Source organism: Thermoanaerobacter ethanolicus JW 200, from assembly GCF_003722315.1.
In the GTDB taxonomy this organism is placed as follows: Bacteria; Bacillota; Thermoanaerobacteria; order Thermoanaerobacterales; family Thermoanaerobacteraceae; genus Thermoanaerobacter; species Thermoanaerobacter ethanolicus.
In genome coordinates, this window is the sequence record NZ_CP033580.1 from 1,257,059 (window position 1) to 1,275,530 (window position 18,472).

The 18,472-nt window shown below is 34.1% G+C and carries 17 protein-coding genes; 14 read left to right on the forward strand and 3 right to left on the reverse strand.

Features of this window, described 5'->3' with window-relative positions:
• Nucleotides 1-523: 523 nt before the first annotated feature.
• Genes EB239_RS06175 through EB239_RS06185 form a run of 3 tightly spaced genes read right to left on the reverse strand, consistent with a single transcriptional unit; the run spans nt 524 to nt 3,043 of the window.
• A complete protein-coding gene (locus EB239_RS06175) occupies nt 524-1,537 on the reverse strand; it encodes a DUF7309 domain-containing protein (protein ID WP_003871011.1) in 1,014 nt (337 codons plus the stop codon).
• 40 nt (nt 1,538-1,577) lie between these two features.
• Complete coding sequence (gene htpX / locus EB239_RS06180; protein WP_019907485.1) at nt 1,578-2,477, reverse strand: zinc metalloprotease HtpX; 900 nt, start codon at nt 2,475-2,477, stop codon at nt 1,578-1,580.
• 20 nt (nt 2,478-2,497) lie between these two features.
• Nucleotides 2,498-3,043, reverse strand: a complete 546-nt coding sequence (locus tag EB239_RS06185; RefSeq protein WP_003871013.1) for a LemA family protein — start codon at nt 3,041-3,043, stop codon at nt 2,498-2,500.
• A 301-nt stretch (nt 3,044-3,344) separates the two neighbouring features.
• On the opposite strand from EB239_RS06185, the gene yfcE reads away from it, so the two are divergent.
• From yfcE to EB239_RS06255, 14 genes are all read left to right on the forward strand, one after another.
• Nucleotides 3,345-3,899: a phosphodiesterase gene (yfcE, locus tag EB239_RS06190; protein WP_003871014.1), complete on the forward strand. Its 555-nt coding sequence runs from the start codon at nt 3,345-3,347 to the stop codon at nt 3,897-3,899.
• A 193-nt stretch (nt 3,900-4,092) separates the two neighbouring features.
• The gene (locus EB239_RS06195) at nt 4,093-5,010 is read left to right on the forward strand and encodes an aldo/keto reductase (protein ID WP_003871015.1); all 918 of its coding nucleotides are present in this window, start codon (nt 4,093-4,095) and stop codon (nt 5,008-5,010) included.
• A gap of 273 nt (nt 5,011-5,283) precedes the next feature.
• Nucleotides 5,284-6,735, forward strand: coding sequence for an RtcB family protein (locus EB239_RS06200; protein ID WP_003871017.1), 1,452 nt, complete (start codon nt 5,284-5,286; stop codon nt 6,733-6,735).
• Nucleotides 6,736-6,757: 22 nt separating this feature from the next.
• Nucleotides 6,758-8,020, forward strand: a complete 1,263-nt coding sequence (locus tag EB239_RS06205; RefSeq protein ID WP_003871018.1) for an Nramp family divalent metal transporter — start codon at nt 6,758-6,760, stop codon at nt 8,018-8,020.
• A gap of 97 nt (nt 8,021-8,117) precedes the next feature.
• Nucleotides 8,118-8,333: a hypothetical protein gene (locus EB239_RS06210; protein ID WP_003871019.1), complete on the forward strand. Its 216-nt coding sequence runs from the start codon at nt 8,118-8,120 to the stop codon at nt 8,331-8,333.
• Nucleotides 8,320-8,739 carry a putative toxin-antitoxin system toxin component, PIN family gene (locus EB239_RS06215; RefSeq protein ID WP_003871020.1) on the forward strand — a complete coding sequence of 140 codons (420 nt, stop codon included), beginning with the start codon at nt 8,320-8,322 and terminating at the stop codon, nt 8,737-8,739. Before EB239_RS06210 ends, EB239_RS06215 begins: the two co-directional genes overlap by 14 nt.
• 187 nt (nt 8,740-8,926) lie before the next feature.
• Nucleotides 8,927-9,304, forward strand: a complete 378-nt coding sequence (locus EB239_RS06220; protein ID WP_003871021.1) for a nucleotidyltransferase family protein — start codon at nt 8,927-8,929, stop codon at nt 9,302-9,304.
• Nucleotides 9,305-9,367: 63 nt separating this feature from the next.
• Nucleotides 9,368-9,574, forward strand: a complete 207-nt coding sequence (locus tag EB239_RS06225; RefSeq protein WP_003871022.1) for a type II toxin-antitoxin system HicB family antitoxin — start codon at nt 9,368-9,370, stop codon at nt 9,572-9,574.
• Nucleotides 9,574-9,795 (forward strand): type II toxin-antitoxin system HicA family toxin, encoded by a 222-nt coding sequence (locus EB239_RS06230; RefSeq protein ID WP_003871023.1) that lies wholly within the window; start codon nt 9,574-9,576, stop codon nt 9,793-9,795. The genes EB239_RS06225 and EB239_RS06230 overlap by 1 nt, the downstream gene beginning before the upstream one ends.
• 29 nt (nt 9,796-9,824) lie before the next feature.
• Nucleotides 9,825-10,175: a phenylpyruvate tautomerase MIF-related protein gene (locus EB239_RS06235; protein ID WP_003871024.1), complete on the forward strand. Its 351-nt coding sequence runs from the start codon at nt 9,825-9,827 to the stop codon at nt 10,173-10,175.
• 171 nt (nt 10,176-10,346) lie between these two features.
• Nucleotides 10,347-11,834, forward strand: a complete 1,488-nt coding sequence (locus tag EB239_RS06240) for a TIGR02677 family protein (protein WP_003871025.1) — start codon at nt 10,347-10,349, stop codon at nt 11,832-11,834.
• Nucleotides 11,835-11,844: 10 nt separating this feature from the next.
• The gene (locus tag EB239_RS06245; RefSeq protein WP_003871026.1) at nt 11,845-12,996 is read left to right on the forward strand and encodes a TIGR02678 family protein; all 1,152 of its coding nucleotides are present in this window, start codon (nt 11,845-11,847) and stop codon (nt 12,994-12,996) included.
• The gene (locus tag EB239_RS06250; protein ID WP_003871027.1) at nt 12,989-17,155 is read left to right on the forward strand and encodes a TIGR02680 family protein; all 4,167 of its coding nucleotides are present in this window, start codon (nt 12,989-12,991) and stop codon (nt 17,153-17,155) included. The genes EB239_RS06245 and EB239_RS06250 overlap by 8 nt, the downstream gene beginning before the upstream one ends.
• Nucleotides 17,148-18,443, forward strand: coding sequence for a TIGR02679 family protein (locus EB239_RS06255; protein WP_003871028.1), 1,296 nt, complete (start codon nt 17,148-17,150; stop codon nt 18,441-18,443). Before EB239_RS06250 ends, EB239_RS06255 begins: the two co-directional genes overlap by 8 nt.
• Nucleotides 18,444-18,472: the final 29 nt, after the last annotated feature.

Sequence of the window (18,472 nt, forward strand, 5' to 3'; positions counted from 1 at the left end):
AAGACGTGTAGGAAAAACTACATTACTGACCGAGTTTTGTAAAGATAAACCATCAATATGAATCACGGGAAAAAGCGTTTCTCTTTTTGGCTCAACAGGCGGAGGACAAACGGCTAAAATCTTCATAAGTATAAACTTCTTTTCTTTTTGGCAAAGACATAATTGGCACTCCTCATAATTTTTCCCATACTAAGTTTGACATTTTAATAGCTTTTATATTCTGTACTTTCATAGAGAAATTCCTTCTTGATTTCATTATATTATACATATACTATACATGCAACAGAATATAGTTTTGGTATCCGGCGTTCCAAAATGGGCTTACATTATTTTTGTCAGGACGTGTCGAATTTTCTTAATATTTGCACAGGAAAAAGATAGGGGGACGTTTGGCCTATCTTATAACTGTATTAAGATATATCCATATATACCCATCACCCCGCCGTACCACCTTGCTAAATACAATTTCAGCAATATCATATATTACCTTGAAAATAAGTAAGAGCAGATAAAATCCTGCTCCCTATCTAAAGTTTACAAATTCTTCTATGAAATAATCAATCGCATTTAATCGGCTCTTTATATACAAACCAATTTTAGTCCTTTCACACAAATCAACTAATAAATGAAATAAATACTCATCTCTTACAAATATTTTCTTTGGTTTACCCATATTTAAAATATATGGAATTACCATATCAAAAACATATTGTACTTCATTATCTTCTGGAGAAAGAATATGTTGATCTATTATCATCCCTGATTTAGAATCAGCAAGAATACAAATTCTCCCTGCAATTGGTCTATCATATTCTTTATCTCTAATTATGGTATTCAAGTACGCTATATCAACTTCTATTTCGGCAGAAGTAGTTGTTTGCTTTGCCATTCTTGATAAAAGAAGCTCATCTTTTAATATAGGGATTAAATATTTTCTTTGGGGTAACAAAAGGGGAGCTGCTAAAGTAACCCATTGATTTTTTTGCTCATCGTATTTATGAACTAAAGTTTCTCCCTCTTCGAAGTTAACTACAATATCTTCTTCAATGTAATTTTTTAGTGTTTGTAATAAATGTCTCATTATTGCTGTCTGTTTTAATACTTCTTCTTTATTCAAAATATAAGGAGCATATCCTTTCTTGAAAGATCTAAAATAGATCCAGTTATTCCTACCTCTAAACTTCAATCCCAGGTCTTTTACAATTTGCAATTCTTCTTTAAACAACTCTTCTCTATCCCCAAAATAGCATATAATTACATTATCTTCTTGAAATCGCTGAATTTGCTGTGGTGGCATATCAGTAGTCTCAATAATTTTGTAAAAATTATCCAAAGCATCAAACCCAAAATAAAAACCTATACCGTAAAATTCTCCTCCTCTTCCCATTACACTACAATATACTGGTTCTTCATTTTCTGGCAAAATTAATGTTATTATATCTACATCCCAAAAATATTTCCAAGGATTTAATTCCTTTATTTTAACAGTTACCTCATACAATTCTTTCCACTCTTCTAATGTCGCTTTTTCTTTCATTACTATTTACACCCTTCCTTATAAAATTTTCTTATGTCTTTTACATTGTAAGGCTCTTCAACCTCTTAATTCTCTCTTCAATCGGTGGATGAGTTGCAAATAACTTTTCCGCTCTTCCAAAAGGATTTGATATAAACAAATGAGCTGTTGCGTCAGAGGTAACTCTCATAGGTCTAGTATAACTACCTATTTTTTCAAGAGCTGATGCAAGACCATAGGGATCTCTTACAATATATGCACCAGTTGCATCTGCCAAATATTCTCTTTGTCTTGAAATTGCAGACCTTATAATTAATACAATAAGAGGAGCAATAATAGAAAAAATAAGCCCAATAATGAGGAGAATTATAGCTCCATTGTCATTTTTATCTCTTCTTCTGCTTTCTCCCATTCCCCACCACATACTTCTTAGCATTACATCCCTGAGTAAAATTATAAGTCCTGCAACAACTGCAACAACCGTCATCAAAAGTATATCTCTATTTCTGATGTGAGATATTTCATGAGCTATTACTCCTTGGAGCTCTTCTCTATTCATCATTTGAAGTAGACCGGTTGTGACACAAACAGAAGCATGCTTTGGGTCTTTGCCCGTAGCAAAAGCATTAGGTTGGGATTCTTCCATTATATAAACATTGGGCTTTGGTATACCTGCTGCGAGAGCGACTTCTTCCACAATATTATGAAGAACATAATACTCCTCTGGATTTGCCGGAATGGCTCCCACCGACGCGAGAGCTATTTTATCTGACTGCTCATACGCTATCCAATTATACAGCACAATAAAAATTGCTAAAAGAACTATTCCTGTAAGTCCCCAGTTGAAATACCATACAAAAAAATAACCTATAGCAAAAAGTATAAGAGAAAATGTAACTATAAATAGATAAGTTTTCCTTACATTTTCTGCTTGAAGTTCATATAGAGTTTTTCTAGACATTACACTCACACCCTCGTTAATCAAAACTGAACATTAATAGGTCCTCTTTCACCTTCATCAACAGGATAATATTCCTTGGGTGTTAATCTCATCATATTTGCAACAATAGAAGCAGGGATTCTCTGTTGTGCTGCATTGTACTGCATGACTATATCATTATAAAACTGTCTTGCAAAAGCAATTTTATTTTCTGTATTAGTTAATTCTTCTTGGAGTTTTAAAAAATTCTCATTTGCCTTTAATTCTGGATAATTTTCTGCAACAGCAAAAATTGTCTTAAGAGCTTGTGTAATCTGATTATTAGTATCTCCTACTTCTTTTACTGATTGAGCTCCCATTGCCTTAGCCCTTAATTCTCCTAAATTTTCAAAAATCTCTTTTTCATGAGCAGCATATCCTTTTACTGTATTCACAAGGTTAGGTATAAGGTCATATCTTCTCTTTAACTGTACATCTATTTGCGCCCAAGCATTTTCTACTCTGTTTTTCAAATTAATAAAACTATTGTAAGTCACAATAAACCACAAAACTATAACTGCTACGATACCTAAAATTATCCATATCATTTGATTTCCTCCTTCATATTCATTGTAAATTTCTGGCCTACCATATTTGCTCCTTTAATTTTCTTACACTAAGTTTGACATTTTGATAGCTTTTATATTCTGTGTTTTCTTAAATCTTTCTTAGTTTCATTATATTATATATCTATTATACATGCAACAGAATATAACTTTGGTATCAGGTGCTTATGGGGTTAGATTATTTTTGTCAGGTATGTCGAAATTTTCTTAATATTTGTGTTGGATTTTGCGTTATAAAATGATAAAATTAAAATTAAGGTGTAGAAAGGTAGGGTGATATTATATGAAAATTGGTGTTATAAGTGATACTCATGGAGATTATAAATCATGGGAAAAGGCGTGGGATTTTTTAAAGGATTCGGATATTATTTTACATGCAGGGGATGTTTTATATCATGGACCCCGTAATCAAATTCCTGAAGGATATGACCCGAAAAAACTTGCTGATGCTGTAAATGCCTCTCCCGTTCCAATTTTGATTGCAGAAGGGAATTGTGATGCTTATGTTGACCAAATGATGCTTGATGTACCTATACAAACACCGTATGTCTTTGCTTTCATTGAGGGGAAAAGATTTATGATTCAACATGGCCATAATATTTCTGATGAAGATATACATAAGTTGGTTAAGAAGTATAAATTAGATTATTTTATAATTGGGCACACGCATATTCCTTTAATAAAAAAGATTGAAAATTGTGTGGTGATTAATCCTGGTTCTACATCTCTCAGCAAACGGGAAGATAAGATTAATTCGGTAGGATTTATTGAAGTTGAAAGTGGAAGTGTTCATATAATTGATTTGGAAAGCAGAAAAGATATTTTGTTTTTGGAATGATATGTAAGTGATATAATGATTTCAATGTAATTACATTTATTACCTTATAATTAATCGGAAGTTTGAGAATGACGTAATACGAAAAAAATTGATTATATTGTAACCAGAGATAAGATAGGATTTAGTGATAAAACGGTTAGAAAAATTTTTGCTGTATGTTATAATAAAAACAAAAAGTTAAGAGGTGCTTTAAATGAGGTATATCAATATTGGTAATGGGGAGATAAAGGCCTCGGCAATTGCGTTGGGTTGTATGAGGATTGCTGATAAGCCTGTAAAAGAAGTGGCGGAACTTATAAATACGGCTCTGGAGGAAGGCATAAATTTTTTTGACCATGCTGATATATATGGCGGTGGAAAATCTGAAGAGGTATTTGCTGAGGCAATAAGCAAGAAGGCTGATATCAGAGAAAAGATAATTATTCAAACTAAATGTGGCATAAGACATGGATATTATGATTTTTCAAAGGAGCATATTTTGAAATCTGTCGATGGAAGCTTAAAAAGACTCAAAACTGACTACATAGATGTTCTGTTATTACACCGTCCTGATACTTTGATGGAACCAGAAGAGGTTGCAGAGGCTTTTTCAATACTTCACAGCAGTGGCAAGGTTAGAAACTTCGGCGTAAGTAATTTTAATCCGATGCAGATAGAACTGCTTAGTAATTATTTAAACCAAAAGCTTATCATAAACCAATTGCAGTTTAGTATTATGCATACAGGTATGATAGATTCTGGTTTTAATGTGAATATGAAAGTAGATCAGTCTATAGATAGAGATGGCAGTGTTTTGGAGTATTGCAGGTTAAAGAATATTACGATACAAGCATGGTCGCCCTTCCAATATGGATTTTTTGAAGGCACTTTTTTAGGTAACGAAAAATTTAAAGAACTTAATGACAAAATTGACGAAATTGCTGCTAAAAAGGGTGTGCCGAGTATTGCTATACCTATTGCATGGATTTTAAGACATCCAGCAAAGATACAAGCTATTGTTGGTACGACAAATTCTGCTCGATTGAAAGATATATGCAAAGCATCAGAGATTGAACTTACAAGAGAAGAATGGTATGAGTTATATAGAGCTGCAGGGAACAAATTACCATAAAGGCAAGTATTATTTTTGTGATAAAGAAAATAAAGTTTACAAAAAGGTACTAAGCGAATTAGTACCTTTTTTTATAATGAATTTGGTTAGAGTGTTTTAGAGGATTTTTTGCTTCTCTTCGTGTATCCTAGATTATTGTGAATACTTAAAAGTGAAGTAAAGTGTGATATAATGAAATTAAGAAGGAAATGGCAGGACAATTGAGAAAGATTGTAATATAGATGATAATATGTTACTATTCGTTAATTGTAGGGGAATAATGAGAAGAAGGGAGTGACTCCCTATGGGGTAGAAGTTATACAGGGGTATACAGTTCTAAAAGATGGGATTAATCGATGGCGAATTCCTAAGTTTGGGAAAATGAAAGTGGATGCTGTTATTTATGTGAATGATGCGTTAAAAGAATTTTTGCATGAAGACCAGTCTTTAAGGCAGCTTGTCAATGCTGCTAGTCTTCCCGGAGTTGAGGAACCTGTTATAGGTATGCCAGATATTCACGAGGGCTTTGGGCTTCCCATAGGAGGAGTTATGGCAATAGAGGAAAAAGGGGTCATTTCAGCTGGAGCGGTAGGGTATGATATTAATTGTGGTGTAAGGCTTTTAAGAACTAACCTTGAAGCAACGTATTTTAATAAAGAGCTTTTAAGTAAACTTATAGAACGGATTGAGTATTATGTTCCAACAGGCATAGGGAAAAAGGGAAAACACAAGGGTATTACACGGGTAATTTTTGATGATGTAGTGCACAGTGGGGTAGAAGCCGTGATTAAAGCGGGTTTTGGCAAAAAATCTGATTTGGAGTATATTGAAGAGGGAGGAAAGCTTGAAGGAGCTGATCTTTCTGCGGTATCAAAGGAAGCACAGGAAAGAGGCGAAGAACAACTTGGCACTTTAGGAGGAGGCAATCATTTCATAGAGATTCAGCGAGTTGATTCTATTTTGGATGAAAAATTGGCAAGACAATTTGGGCTTTTTAAAGGGCAAATTGTCATTATGATTCACACGGGAAGCAGAGGGTTTGGGCACCAGATTGCTACAGATTATACAAAGATTTTATGGGTAGCGGCAAAGAAATATGGAATTGAGGTACCTGAAAAAGGGCTTGCAGCGGCTCCTATTGATTCAAAAGAGGGCAAAGCGTATTATAAAGCGATGGCAGCTGCAGTGAACTTTGCTTTTTCAAACAGGCAGATAATCATGTTTGATGTGATAAGGGCTTTTGAGGATGTTTTGAAAAAGTCTGAGGAGTCTATGGGGTTCCAACTTGTGTATGACGTTGCTCACAATATTGCTAAGTGGGAAGTACATGGCGGTAAGAAACTTCTTGTTCACAGAAAAGGAGCCACAAGGGCTTTACCATCAGGGCATCCTCAAAATCCTTCTTTTTACAAAGAATCAGGACATCCTGCTCTTATTCCCGGCAGTATGGGTACAGGTTCTTATGTGGTGGTTGGCACAGAAAAAGCGGCAGAGACCTTTTATTCTGTGAATCACGGAGCAGGACGAAGGCTTTCACGAAATAAGGCTAAAAAAATCAGTAAAGAGGAATTTGAAAAGGCTATGGGGGATGTAATATACAATGTTCGGTCTTATAAAGATATCGCTGATGAGTCGCCACTTGCTTACAAAGACGTAGAAGAGGTTGTGTCTGTTCTTGAGAAAAGAGAAATTACTATACCTGCTGCTCGATTTGTGCCTCTTGCAGTTGTAAAAGGCGCAGATTAAAATTTTAAAATGAGGTGAACAAATGATTACAAAAGTCAAAAATTTATTTAAAGGCAAACATCGCCCTAAACTTATGGCTTTAGATTTTATCAAATACATAGGTCCTGGGTTACTGGTTACTGTTGGCTTTATTGACCCGGGAAATTGGGCTTCTAATGTTGATGCAGGGTCGTCTTACGGTTATAAGCTTTTATGGATGGTGACTTTATCTACTATCATGCTCATTATACTTCAACATAATGCTGCACATCTGGGTATAGTTACAGGTTATTGCATGTCTGAAGCTGCAACTAAGTTTTTAAAGCCTTTTACTTCGAGGTTAGTTCTTATTTCAGCTGTCTTTGCGGCGATTTTGACGGCGATGGCAGAAATTTTAGGTGCCGCGATAGCTCTTCAAATGCTTTTTAGGATACCTATAAAGATAGGGAGTTTGATTACTCTTGTTTTTGTTTCATGGATGCTTTATACAAATTCCTATAAAAAGTTGGAAAAATGGATTATAGGTTTTGTATCTCTTATTGGCATTTCTTTTATATTTGAGCTTTCGCTAGTTGATGTGAAATGGACAGAGGTAGCTTCAAGCTGGGTGAAACCAGAATTTCCAGCAGGTTCTATGCCTATAATTATGAGTGTGCTTGGTGCTGTTGTTATGCCCCACAATTTGTTTTTGCACTCGGAGATAATACAAAGCAGGCAGTGGAATTTAGAAGATGAGAAAGTCATAGTGAAACAGCTTAATTATGAGTATTTTGATACTATCTTTTCTATGATAATAGGTTGGGGAATAAACAGTGCTATGATTATTGTTGCAGCATCGGCTTTTTTTACCAATAATGTAACTGTAACGGAGCTTAATCAGGCACAGCAGATGTTAAAACCTCTTTTGGGAAATGCATCAGCAGTGGTTTTTGCTTTGGCTCTTCTTTTTGCAGGAATTTCTTCATCTATAACAGCAGGTATGGCAGGTGGAAGTATTTTTGCGGGGATATATGGAGAACCTTATGATATACACGATGCACATACAAAAGTTGGCGTAGGAATTACATATATTTTTGCAGTGCTAATAATATTCTTTGTAAAAAGCCCCTTTCAAGGACTGGTTTATTCGCAGATGTTTTTAAGTGTACAGCTTCCAATTACAATTTTTTTGCTCATTTATTTGACTTCTTCAAAGAAGATCATGGGTAAGTTTGCAAATACATTGCTTTATAAAGTATTGTTGTGGACTATAGGAATTATAGTGACGGTTTTAAATGTGATGCTTCTTATGAGCTTTGTTGGGTGATTGATACTTTTTTAATTAAATGTTAAAATTAAAATGTAAAGATATAAATATTTTGTTTAAGAAAGTTTAATTGAAGTGAAAGCTGAGGTGAGTGATAATGAAATCAAATTTGAATGAAATACTCAATCTGATAGATAATTTATCATTTGCAGAGAAAAAAATCATTTATAAAAAAATGCAAAACGAGATAAACAGCAAATTGCTTGATATATTAGAAAAAACTAATGAAAGAGCCGAAAAATACCCCATATCATTAGAAGAAATAACTGAAGAAGTAGAGTATATTAGAGGGAAAAGATATGAAAAAAATTAAAGTAGTTATTGATACAAATATTTTTATTAGTGCTTTTCTAGGAAGTAAAAATGCAAAATTTTTAATGAAAGAAATTTTTAACGACGAATATATACTCATAATGTCAGCTGAACAATTGCTAGAAATAAAAGAAGTATTGAATCGACCTAAGTTTAAAAAGTATGTTTCTAAGTCAGAAATTGATGCACTTATTGAATTGCTTTCTTTGAAAATAGTTGAGCCTGTTATATATCAAAAAATCACAGATTGTAGAGATGAAAAAGACAATATGATTCTTGAAGAAGCTGTATATGGAAATGCGGACTATATAATAACTGGTGATGATGATTTGCTTGTATTAAATCCTTATAGATGGATAAAGATTGTTGAGCTAAGAAGTTTCTTAAAAGAAATGTATGATTTGTAAAGTAGAGATATTTATTTAAGAAAATAAGAAAATGATGATAAATTATGAGAGGGGACCGGTGAGATACCCTTGATTTTTTTATTAAAAAATTGAGGTATACTAGTGCTTTGCAAAGTTTTGTTGGATGATTGATATAAATGCTATAAAATGGTAGAATATATGTAAAGAATTTTGTGTGGTGAGGAAGATGAGTATCACTGATGAAGAGAAAAAGAAAATACGTGAAAATTGGCGGTTAAAGAGTAAAAAAGAGAAAGAAATGCTAGAAATACGAAAAAAGGATGCATTAGATAAAGCGTATAAGATTGCTAAATTTTTGAAAGAAAAATATAATGTGAGTAAAGTTGTCTTGTATGGATCACTGGCAAGGGGATTTGATTTTTGGGAATTTTCAGATATTGATATTTTTGTAGATGATTGGGATGATGATAAGTTTAACTACTGGACAATGTTTGTTGAGATAGAGAATATTGCAAGGCCTTATAAAGTGAGTATAGTTACACAACGGGATGCTACGGAGGCTTTGTTAAAGGAAATAGAGAAAGAGGGGAGGGAAATAGGGTAGTGGATGTGGGTAAGGTAAATAATACTAATTGTGTTAAAATAAGAATTTTGGTGGGGTGATAGTATGAAAGTTAAGTTTACTGTGGTTATTCAAAAAGAAGAAAATTGGTATGTAGCAAAGTGTATTGAAAACAATGTTGCATCTCAGGGGAAAACTATAGAGGAGGCATTAGATAATCTAAAAGAAGCATTAGAGTTGTATTATGAAAATGGAGAGCTTGACCTGGAAGAGAAACCGCTATTTATAACAGCAGTGGAGGTAACAATATAATGGGATCGAAATATCCAGTTCTGCCGCCAGACAAAATTTTGAGAGCACTAAAAGAATTTGGATTTGAGAAGGTTTCTCAAAAAGGTAGTCATATAAAGCTTAAGAACCCAGATGGTAAAGTAGTTATTGTACCGTTACATTATGAGATAGCTAAAGGAACGTTAAAGAGTATTCTCGAACAGGCAGGAATATCATTGAAGGAATTTAAAAAACATTTATAATGGTCTATTATTGGAAAGGAGTGAGATTTATGCCAATTGCAAATTTAATTACAAAAGAAAAGATTGCATCAGAAAAGAAAGAAATTTTAAAGAAAGAACTTGCCGATGTGATGTATGAAGTTGCAGGAAAAAGTGAAAATTGGCTTATGGTGAGATTTACTGAAGAAGAGGATATATTTTTCCAAGGTCAACCTCTTGAAGAGGGTGGCATTGTTGAGATAAAGCTTGTTGGCAAACTTCAAAGGGGACAAAAGGAAGAAATATCAAAAAGGATTTGTGATGTTTTAAATAAGGTTTTGGGCTATGGAAAAGACAGTATTTATATAGTTATCCAAGAAATAGAGGGACAGAATTGGGGTTATAATGGGAGCACTTTTTAAAAATGGAATGCTTAAAAGTGAAAATGATGAGAAGATTTTTTAAATCCTTATTATTTCCATAAAATTTGGGAAGTGATAAGGATTTTTGTTTCAAAAGGTCAAAAAATAAATTGAAATGAGGGAGTATTAAGTTTACAATATATATGAAATATAAATGCAAGGTGAAGTGTTATGGAAGATAAACTTGATTTGAATGTGATAAAACCGATTGAAGAGGTAAAGTATTTGTCTGCGGAAAATGCTTCGCGATATCGCCTTATCATGAGGTATTTTTATGAGCAGTACCAGAAATTTAAATATTGGCTGTACAAAGAGGATATATATGAATATGTAAGTCAATTTGATATGTTTGCTGACTATACAATGGAAAAATGTGAGCAGGACTTAAAAGCACTTACTGAATGGAAAAACCTTATTGCGACACAAGATACCAGTAAAGCTTCTACGATTGACGAATTTAAAAACAAAAAATTCAGGTATCAGCTGAGTCCATATTCTATTGAGATAGAAAGAATGAGCATAAGGCTGGAAAGCATCGTCGGTTATGGTGGGTCACTACAGCCGGCTTTATTTGAAAGGATTTACCGCAATTTAATAAAGATAAATGAAATGGCGAAAAAAGAGGATTTACAGGAAATAAACAGATGGTGGGAAGACCTCAATACCGACTTTGAAAATATATATCACAATGCGACAGATTACATTGCAAGTCTTCAAAGCTCTAACGCTGATGAACTTATGAAGTCAGAGCAGTTTATAATTTACAAAGACAAACTTATAGAATATTTAAGAGATTTTATAAAAGACCTTCAGAGGTTTTCTGTTGCCATAGAGAGCTTTTTGAAAAAGGTGAGTCCGGAGGTTGTCAATTCCATTGTAGATAAGTTATGCCAATATGAAATGAGTATTCCAAGAATCGACAGAGTTTTAAATGAAGAGGAAGTAAAAGAGGATTTGATGGATAAGTGGAATAACATATCTTTTTGGTTTACAGGTCATAATTTTGAAGACAGCGAGGCAGTAAGGCTTCTTAATATATCAAATGAAATAATCAGAAAAATAACAATGTATGCGGCGAGAATAGCAGAAAACAGGATGAAAGCTGCCAGCAGAAAGAATGAATATATTGCACTTTCTAAAATGTTTGCAAAAGCAGGTAGTATAAAAGAAGCACACCTTTTATCTGCGGCGGTTTTCGGTTGCTTTTACACAAGGCACATAAAAGGTGATTTTGAAAGAAAGACAGAAAGTGTAAACCAGAGCGTATGGGAAGAACCGCCCTTTAAAGTAATTATAAAGCCAAAAACAAGGAGCTACAGTAATTCTGTTAAGACAAATGCGATTATTGATAAAAGTGCTGACAAGACTGAGATGCTGATGGACTATCTCAATCAGAAAAATATAGAAGATGAAATAATAGCAAGTTGCATTGTTGGCAATAGAATAAGGATAAAGGATTTACCTGTTGTAAAACCTTTTGTGAGGGCAACGATACTTAAATGGATAGGAAAAGCGATAGCAAGAAATGGCTTTACAGGAAAAACAGAAGATGGAAGAACATACAGGCTTCATATGCCAAAGAATGGCGAGAGAGCAATACTAAAATGCACGGATGGTAATCTTGATATGCCTGATATTGTAATTGAGTTTGTGGATTGAAGGTGAAAATATGGAAGAACTTCAGATGCTTCTTGAAAATTTTTGGATATTGAGAGATGACAGGGAAAATTTTAACAAAATACGGGATGCGGAGAATAAAATAAAACCTTTTGTTGAAGAAAAATTAGGATATAGATTGATTATAAACCCATATATTATTAAGTTAGAAAAAGTGCCGTCAGATGTTGAAGAGTGGATGGGGATAGATGCATTTCAAATGCCTATGGATTATGCATTTTTGTGTTTGCTCTTAGCTTTTTTGGAGGATAAAGGACCAGAAGACCAGTTTGTGTTGTCTAATATAACGGAATACATAGAGGCGCAGTATGATGGACCTGATAAAGTAGATTGGACGCTTTTTCAGCACAGAAAGTCACTTGTGCGGGTGCTCAATTTTGCTGTAGATATTGGCATAATTAAAATAGATGATGGTGACCATGAGAGGTTTTCAGAAAGTGAAGATACTGAGGTTCTTTACGAAAACACAGGTATTTCAAGGTATTTTTTGAGGTCTTTTAACAGAGAAATTACAGAAGACATGAAGATCGAGGATTTTTTGCAGGAGGACTTAAATCTTTCAAACTCCAAAGATGCGGTTATACAGAGAAGGCACAGGGCGTACCGAAAACTTATTCTTTCACCTTCTGTGTATAGTGAAGGACCTGATGACCAAGACTTCATGTATATAAAAAATTACAGAAATACTATAGCGAAAGATTTAGAGGAGTATCTTGATGCAAAACTTCACCTCCACAAAACTTCTGCTTTTGTCCTCTTTAATGACAACAAATATTTAAGGTCTTATTTTCCCGACAAAAACAAAAACATATCTGATATAATGCTGCAGGCAAGTAAAATTATAAGACAAATGATTGAAGATGGAAAACTCGCCTATAATCCTGACGATACTATAGATATAACTGAAGCAGAATTTATAAATATTATTTTGAAAGTAAAGGAAAGATTTAGTGATGGTTGGTATAAGTCTTACAGGGAGATGAGTGAAAAGCAGCTTATAGAAGAGGTCATTGAAAACATGGAAAGCTTTAAGATGATAAAAAGAGTTGAGGAATTGCATTCTATTAAAATACTGCCTATGGCGGCAAAGCTAATTGGGGAATATCCTCCAGATTTTGAAAAAGGAGAAGGTGCAGATGAGTGAAAAATTAGCCGAAAGATGGATGATTAACAGGATTGGGCTTCTTAATTTTTGGTATTATGATGATGAAATATTTGAGTTTGCAGATGGAAGGCTTCTTTTAAGAGGTGCTAATGGTTCTGGAAAGTCAGTGACAATGCAGAGTTTCATACCTTTAGTATTAGATGGCAACAAAAGTCCTGAAAGACTTGATCCCTTTGGCTCAAAGGCGAGAAAGCTTGAGGACTATCTTCTTGGGGAAGAAGAGGTAAGTGGGCTTGATGAAAGAACTGGCTATCTTTTCATGGAATTTAAAAAAGAGAAAAAAGACAGCTACATTACAATAGGCATGGGACTAAAGGCGAAAAGGCATCAAAATATGGACTTTTGGGGCTTTGTAATACTTGACGGCAGGCGTATAGGTATCGACTTCTTTTTATACAAAATGGAAATAGGCGATGACGGCAAAAGAGTAAAAGTCCCACTTACCAAAAAAGAACTTAAGAATAGAATAGGTGAAGGCGGAGAAGTAGTTGAAAGCCAAAAAGAGTACATGGAAATGGTCAATAAATACATTTTTGGCTTTAGTTCTATCGAGGAATACGACGAGCTCATAAAACTGCTGGTACAGCTTAGAAGTCCAAAGCTTTCCAAAGACTTCAGGCCTACTGTGATATATGAAATTATGAAAGCTTCACTGCCTTCTCTCACAGATGATGATTTGAGGCCTCTTTCAGAAACCATAGAAAACATGGACCAGATTAAGATGCACCTTGATGTTCTTTACAGGAATATGGCTGCAGTAAAAAAGCTTAAAAATGAGTACGACAACTATAACAAATACATTCTTTATGAAAAGGCTGGGGATTTAGTAAAGGCATACAGCGATTTATACGCATCAAAAAAAGAATACGATAATTTAACTAAAGATATTGAAAATTACAGAAGTACAATAGCAAACTTAGGAAATGACATCATTTCTCTTGAAAGTGAAAGAGAAGCTTTAAAGAAAAAGGAAGAACAGCTTTCAAGTGGTGATGCTAAAAGAACCCAAAGGGAGTTATTAGAAGAAGAGAATAGGTATAAACAGTACTTGGAGGATAAGTCTAAAAAGGAAGAAGAACTCCGGAATAAACAAGATAAATATTATGGCTTAGAAAGAAAGATAAAAAACACGGAGGAACAAAAATACAAACTTGATAAAGAACTACAGGATAAATTAGAGGATATATCTTCAATTGCACAGGATATAGATTTCATGGAACATGAGTTTTCTGTAAGTGAACTTAAAAAAGTGTATGGAAAAGAATTTGATTTTACTTATTGGAAAAATGAATTAAAAAAGCATAAAGATAAAATAAAGCGTGCCATCAATGCATTGAGAGAAGAAATAGAAGCAAATAAAAGGTATGATGCCGCACTTAAAGAGCAGGAAAGGCTTAAAAAAGAAAGAGAAGACAGGGCTAAAAAGTTGGAAGAGGCAGAAAGGCTTTTTGACGAACAAAAAAGAGAATACGTTGAAAGAGTTTATAGTTGGTCGCAGGGCAATGCAGAACTTAAGCTTTTAAGTAGCCAACTGGAAGGCTTAAGCCGTGTCATACTGGCGTATGGAGAGGATAAAGGATTTGACGATATTTTGGCTTTTGTGAGAAAACCCTATGAGGAAATACTAAATGGAATTCAGCAAGAAATTTTAAGATTAGAAAATCAAAGAGAGGCAAAAGAAAATCAGCTTCATGAGAAAGAAAAGTTATTGGAGGAATGGAAAAACAAAAAAGATCCTGAGCCTGAAAGAGATGAACAAGTCATAAACAACAGAAAAAGGCTTAAAGAAGCTGGAATTCCTTACATTCCTCTTTACATGGCGATTGATTTTAAAGAGGATGTGGATGAAGAGACAAGAGGCAATATAGAAGCTGCGATAGAAGACATGGGGCTTTTGGATGCTCTTATCGTGCCAAAAGAATATTTTGAAAAAGCTCTTCAAATGGACAGCAATATGGCGGATAAATATGTTATGCCTGGAAGCTTTAATATGATGTTAAATGTATCTCAATATTTTAGAGTAGTTGACAATGAAGAAGGAGTTTCACCAGAAGATATTTCAGATGCTTTAAGCAATATATTTGTATCAGAAGAAGGCGGGACAACCTATATCGATTCAAATGGCGCATATGGAATAGGAGTAATAAAAGGGAAAGCACGGGATGGAGTTAAATCAAAGTACATCGGGAGTGAGTCTAGAAAGCGCTACAGAGAAGAGCTTATTAAATCTATACAAGAAGAAATACAGGCTATAAAAGCTGAAATATCTGCAATCGATGAGGAAATAAATGCAAAAAAATTAAGGATACAGAGGCTGGATTACGAATATTCGGCATTTCCCGGGAAAGAAGATATTGAAGAAGCATATAGATATTTAAAAACGGCAAAGGCTGATTACGAATACACCTCTCATAAACTGGATGAACAGCTTTTCACAGTTAAAAACTGTTTTGAGGACCTTCAGAAAAAGAAAGCTGTTGTAAGAGAATTGACATCTGGCATAAACATACATCCAGATATTGATACCTATTCTTCTGCGTATGAATATGCGGAAGAATACGCTTCAGGGCTTAATGAAGTAGAAATACTATACAACAAATATGTTTTACACATTTCAAACGAAGAAATGTTATTGCAGCAAAAACAAGATTTAGAATACGATATTGATAACTTAAAGTACGAAATAGACGTACTGGAAAACAAAATACAGAGTTCTGTTAAGAAAATTGAGATGCTAAAAGAGACATTAAAAGAACTTGGACTTGAAGAAATTGAAAAAGAACTGGAGATTTGCCTAAAAAGGCTGGAGGAAATACCTAAAGAGATTACAAATAAATCAGCCGAAAAAGCAAAACTTGAGGAGCGGCTACAGAGAAGCTTAAAAGACCTTTTAAACATTGAAGAAGAGATTCATCTTAAAGAGAAAATTTACAATATTGTTGAAGAGGGTTTAAAAAGGGAATTAGCACTTGGCTTTGTCAAGCAAGACGTTGAAATGGAGGATATGTTAAAATTAAGTAAAAGCATTCTTTCTGAATACAAAGGCTTTTTTGACAAGGCGGGCTTTGACAGAGAAAAGTTTACAGAGAGACTTCAAAATGTGTATTTTGAAACTCGCAACGAACTTTTAGAATATGGGCTTTCAATTGGCAATATCTTTGATGAAGTTTATGAGGGAGACAATGAAAGAATAAAAGATGTAAGGAGTAAGCAGAGAAGACTTAATATTACGGCAAATATAAATGGTAAAGTCGTTTCATTATATACACTTTATTCTAATATTGAAGAGGATATAATGGCGAATGAAAGCCTTTTAAGAGAGACTGATAAGATTCTTTTTGAAGAGATTATAATGCACAATGTGGGAATTAAGATAAGAGCAAAGATTTTTAAAGCAGAAGAATGGGTAAAGAAAATGAACAAACTTATGTCTGAAAGGGATACTTCCAGCGGACTTAAGTTCTCTATTGAGTGGAGAAGCATTCCTGCTTCTAATGAAGAAGAACTTGATACAAAAGAGCTTGTGGATATTTTAAAATCCGATGCTGATATGCTGAAAAAGGAAGTCTTCGATAAAGTCGTAAATCATTTTAGGTCAAAAGTAGAAAGAGCCAGGAGGGCAATGGAGGAAAAAAACAATACAGAAACTTTTCACAAGATTATGAAAGAAATATTAGATTACAGAGATTGGTTTGAGTTTAAGCTTTACTACAGAAAAGAAGGGGAAAGCCGCAAGGAGCTTACTGATAATGCTTTTAATAAGTTGAGTGGCGGAGAAAAAGCGATGGCCATGTATATACCTTTATTTTCCGCGGTTTACTCAAGATATGAGGGAGCATCGCCGACTGCACCTCGCATAATATCTCTAGATGAAGCATTTGCAGGAGTTGATGACACAAACATAAGGGATATGTTTAAACTGATTGAGGATTTAAGATTTAATTATATAATGAATTCGCAGGTTTTGTGGGGAGATTATGACACTGTTCCCAAGCTTTCAATTTATGAACTTGTAAGGCCAAAAAATGCAAAGGCTGTATTGGTCATGAAGTATTTGTGGGATGGAAAAGTAAAGCATCTTATACTTCCTGAAAAAGAGGAGGTTGCCGCTACAGAAGTGGGTGCTATAAATGAATAAAGAAGAACTTAAATATTTTAAAGAAAAAAAGGGATACAAGAGGATTTTTGAAGGTATACGGGAAAAGTACAGAAGTTTAGGACGTCTTGGAGGCGTTGTAAAGCTTGATAATCTTACGGAAGATGAAAAAGAAGTACTTACAAACCATTTTAAAAAAGACTATAGGACGAAAAAATCTGCATCCATTGATGTGGCAAAGTTTGAAGAGTCGCTAAAAAATACGCGATTTGAGGAGTATACGCTAAAAGACATACTGGAATACTATTTTGGCGAAAAACTCACCAGCAAAAAAGAGGATATGGAAATATTTGCAAAAGAAAGAGAAGAGTTCTTTAAAGAGCTCTTCTCTAAATACCAGGAATGTAAGTGCATTGATTGGCTAAAAAGTTTGTATGAGGGAACCGCTGTAGGGGTAAGGACAGTAAATCAGAGGTATTTAAATGATAAGGCCGGATTAAAAAAAGATATAATATACGTATGCGATGCCATAAACAATTTGCCTGTTTATAAAGGGGAAAAGAAAAGACTGCCGGTGTTTTCTTCCCAGATTGCACGTAATCCTCACTATTTTGATTCAAATACAGAAGCTGGAAGTATGTTTATAAACGCTTTATGCACTTTAATGGGGCTGAATGAAGTAAAAGGAAGTGAAGAAATATCAGAACTTTATTACAACGTTGGCATTTTGATAGATGAAATATCCAATTATGTCACACTCTTAGGACTTTTGGCATATGAGGGCGATACGGAAAATCAAGTATTTAAGGCTGCTTATGAAAGCAATCAAGTCTTGCAAGTTCCTCTTTTAAATTTGAGTAAAATTGAGAGGGTCATAAGCCCTTCTAAGAAAGTGTATGTTGTAGAGAATCCTTCAGTTTTTACATCTTTAATAGATGCTACAAATAAAGTATTTCCTCTTGTATGCACATATGGCCAGCCAAAACTTTCTTCTCTCCTGCTCTTGGACATGCTTTATAAAGAAGGGACAGAGATATATTACTCAGGAGATTTTGACCCAGAGGGGCTTATGATAGCAGATAGATTGTACAGAAGGTATAAAGACAAGTTTCACTTTTTAAGGTACGGCCTAGAAGATTATTTAAAATCTCTTTCAAATGAAGTCATAAATGATGTAAGGCTTAGTAAGCTAAATAAGATTGAATCACCTTTACTCTTTGATGTGGCAAAAGAGATGAAAATAATAAAAAAAGCAGGGTATCAGGAGCTTATAATAGATGATATTATAAATGATATAAAATTGATTGAAGAAGGTAAGGGGGAGTGGTAAAATTAAGGTAATAAGTATGCCTTCTTAAA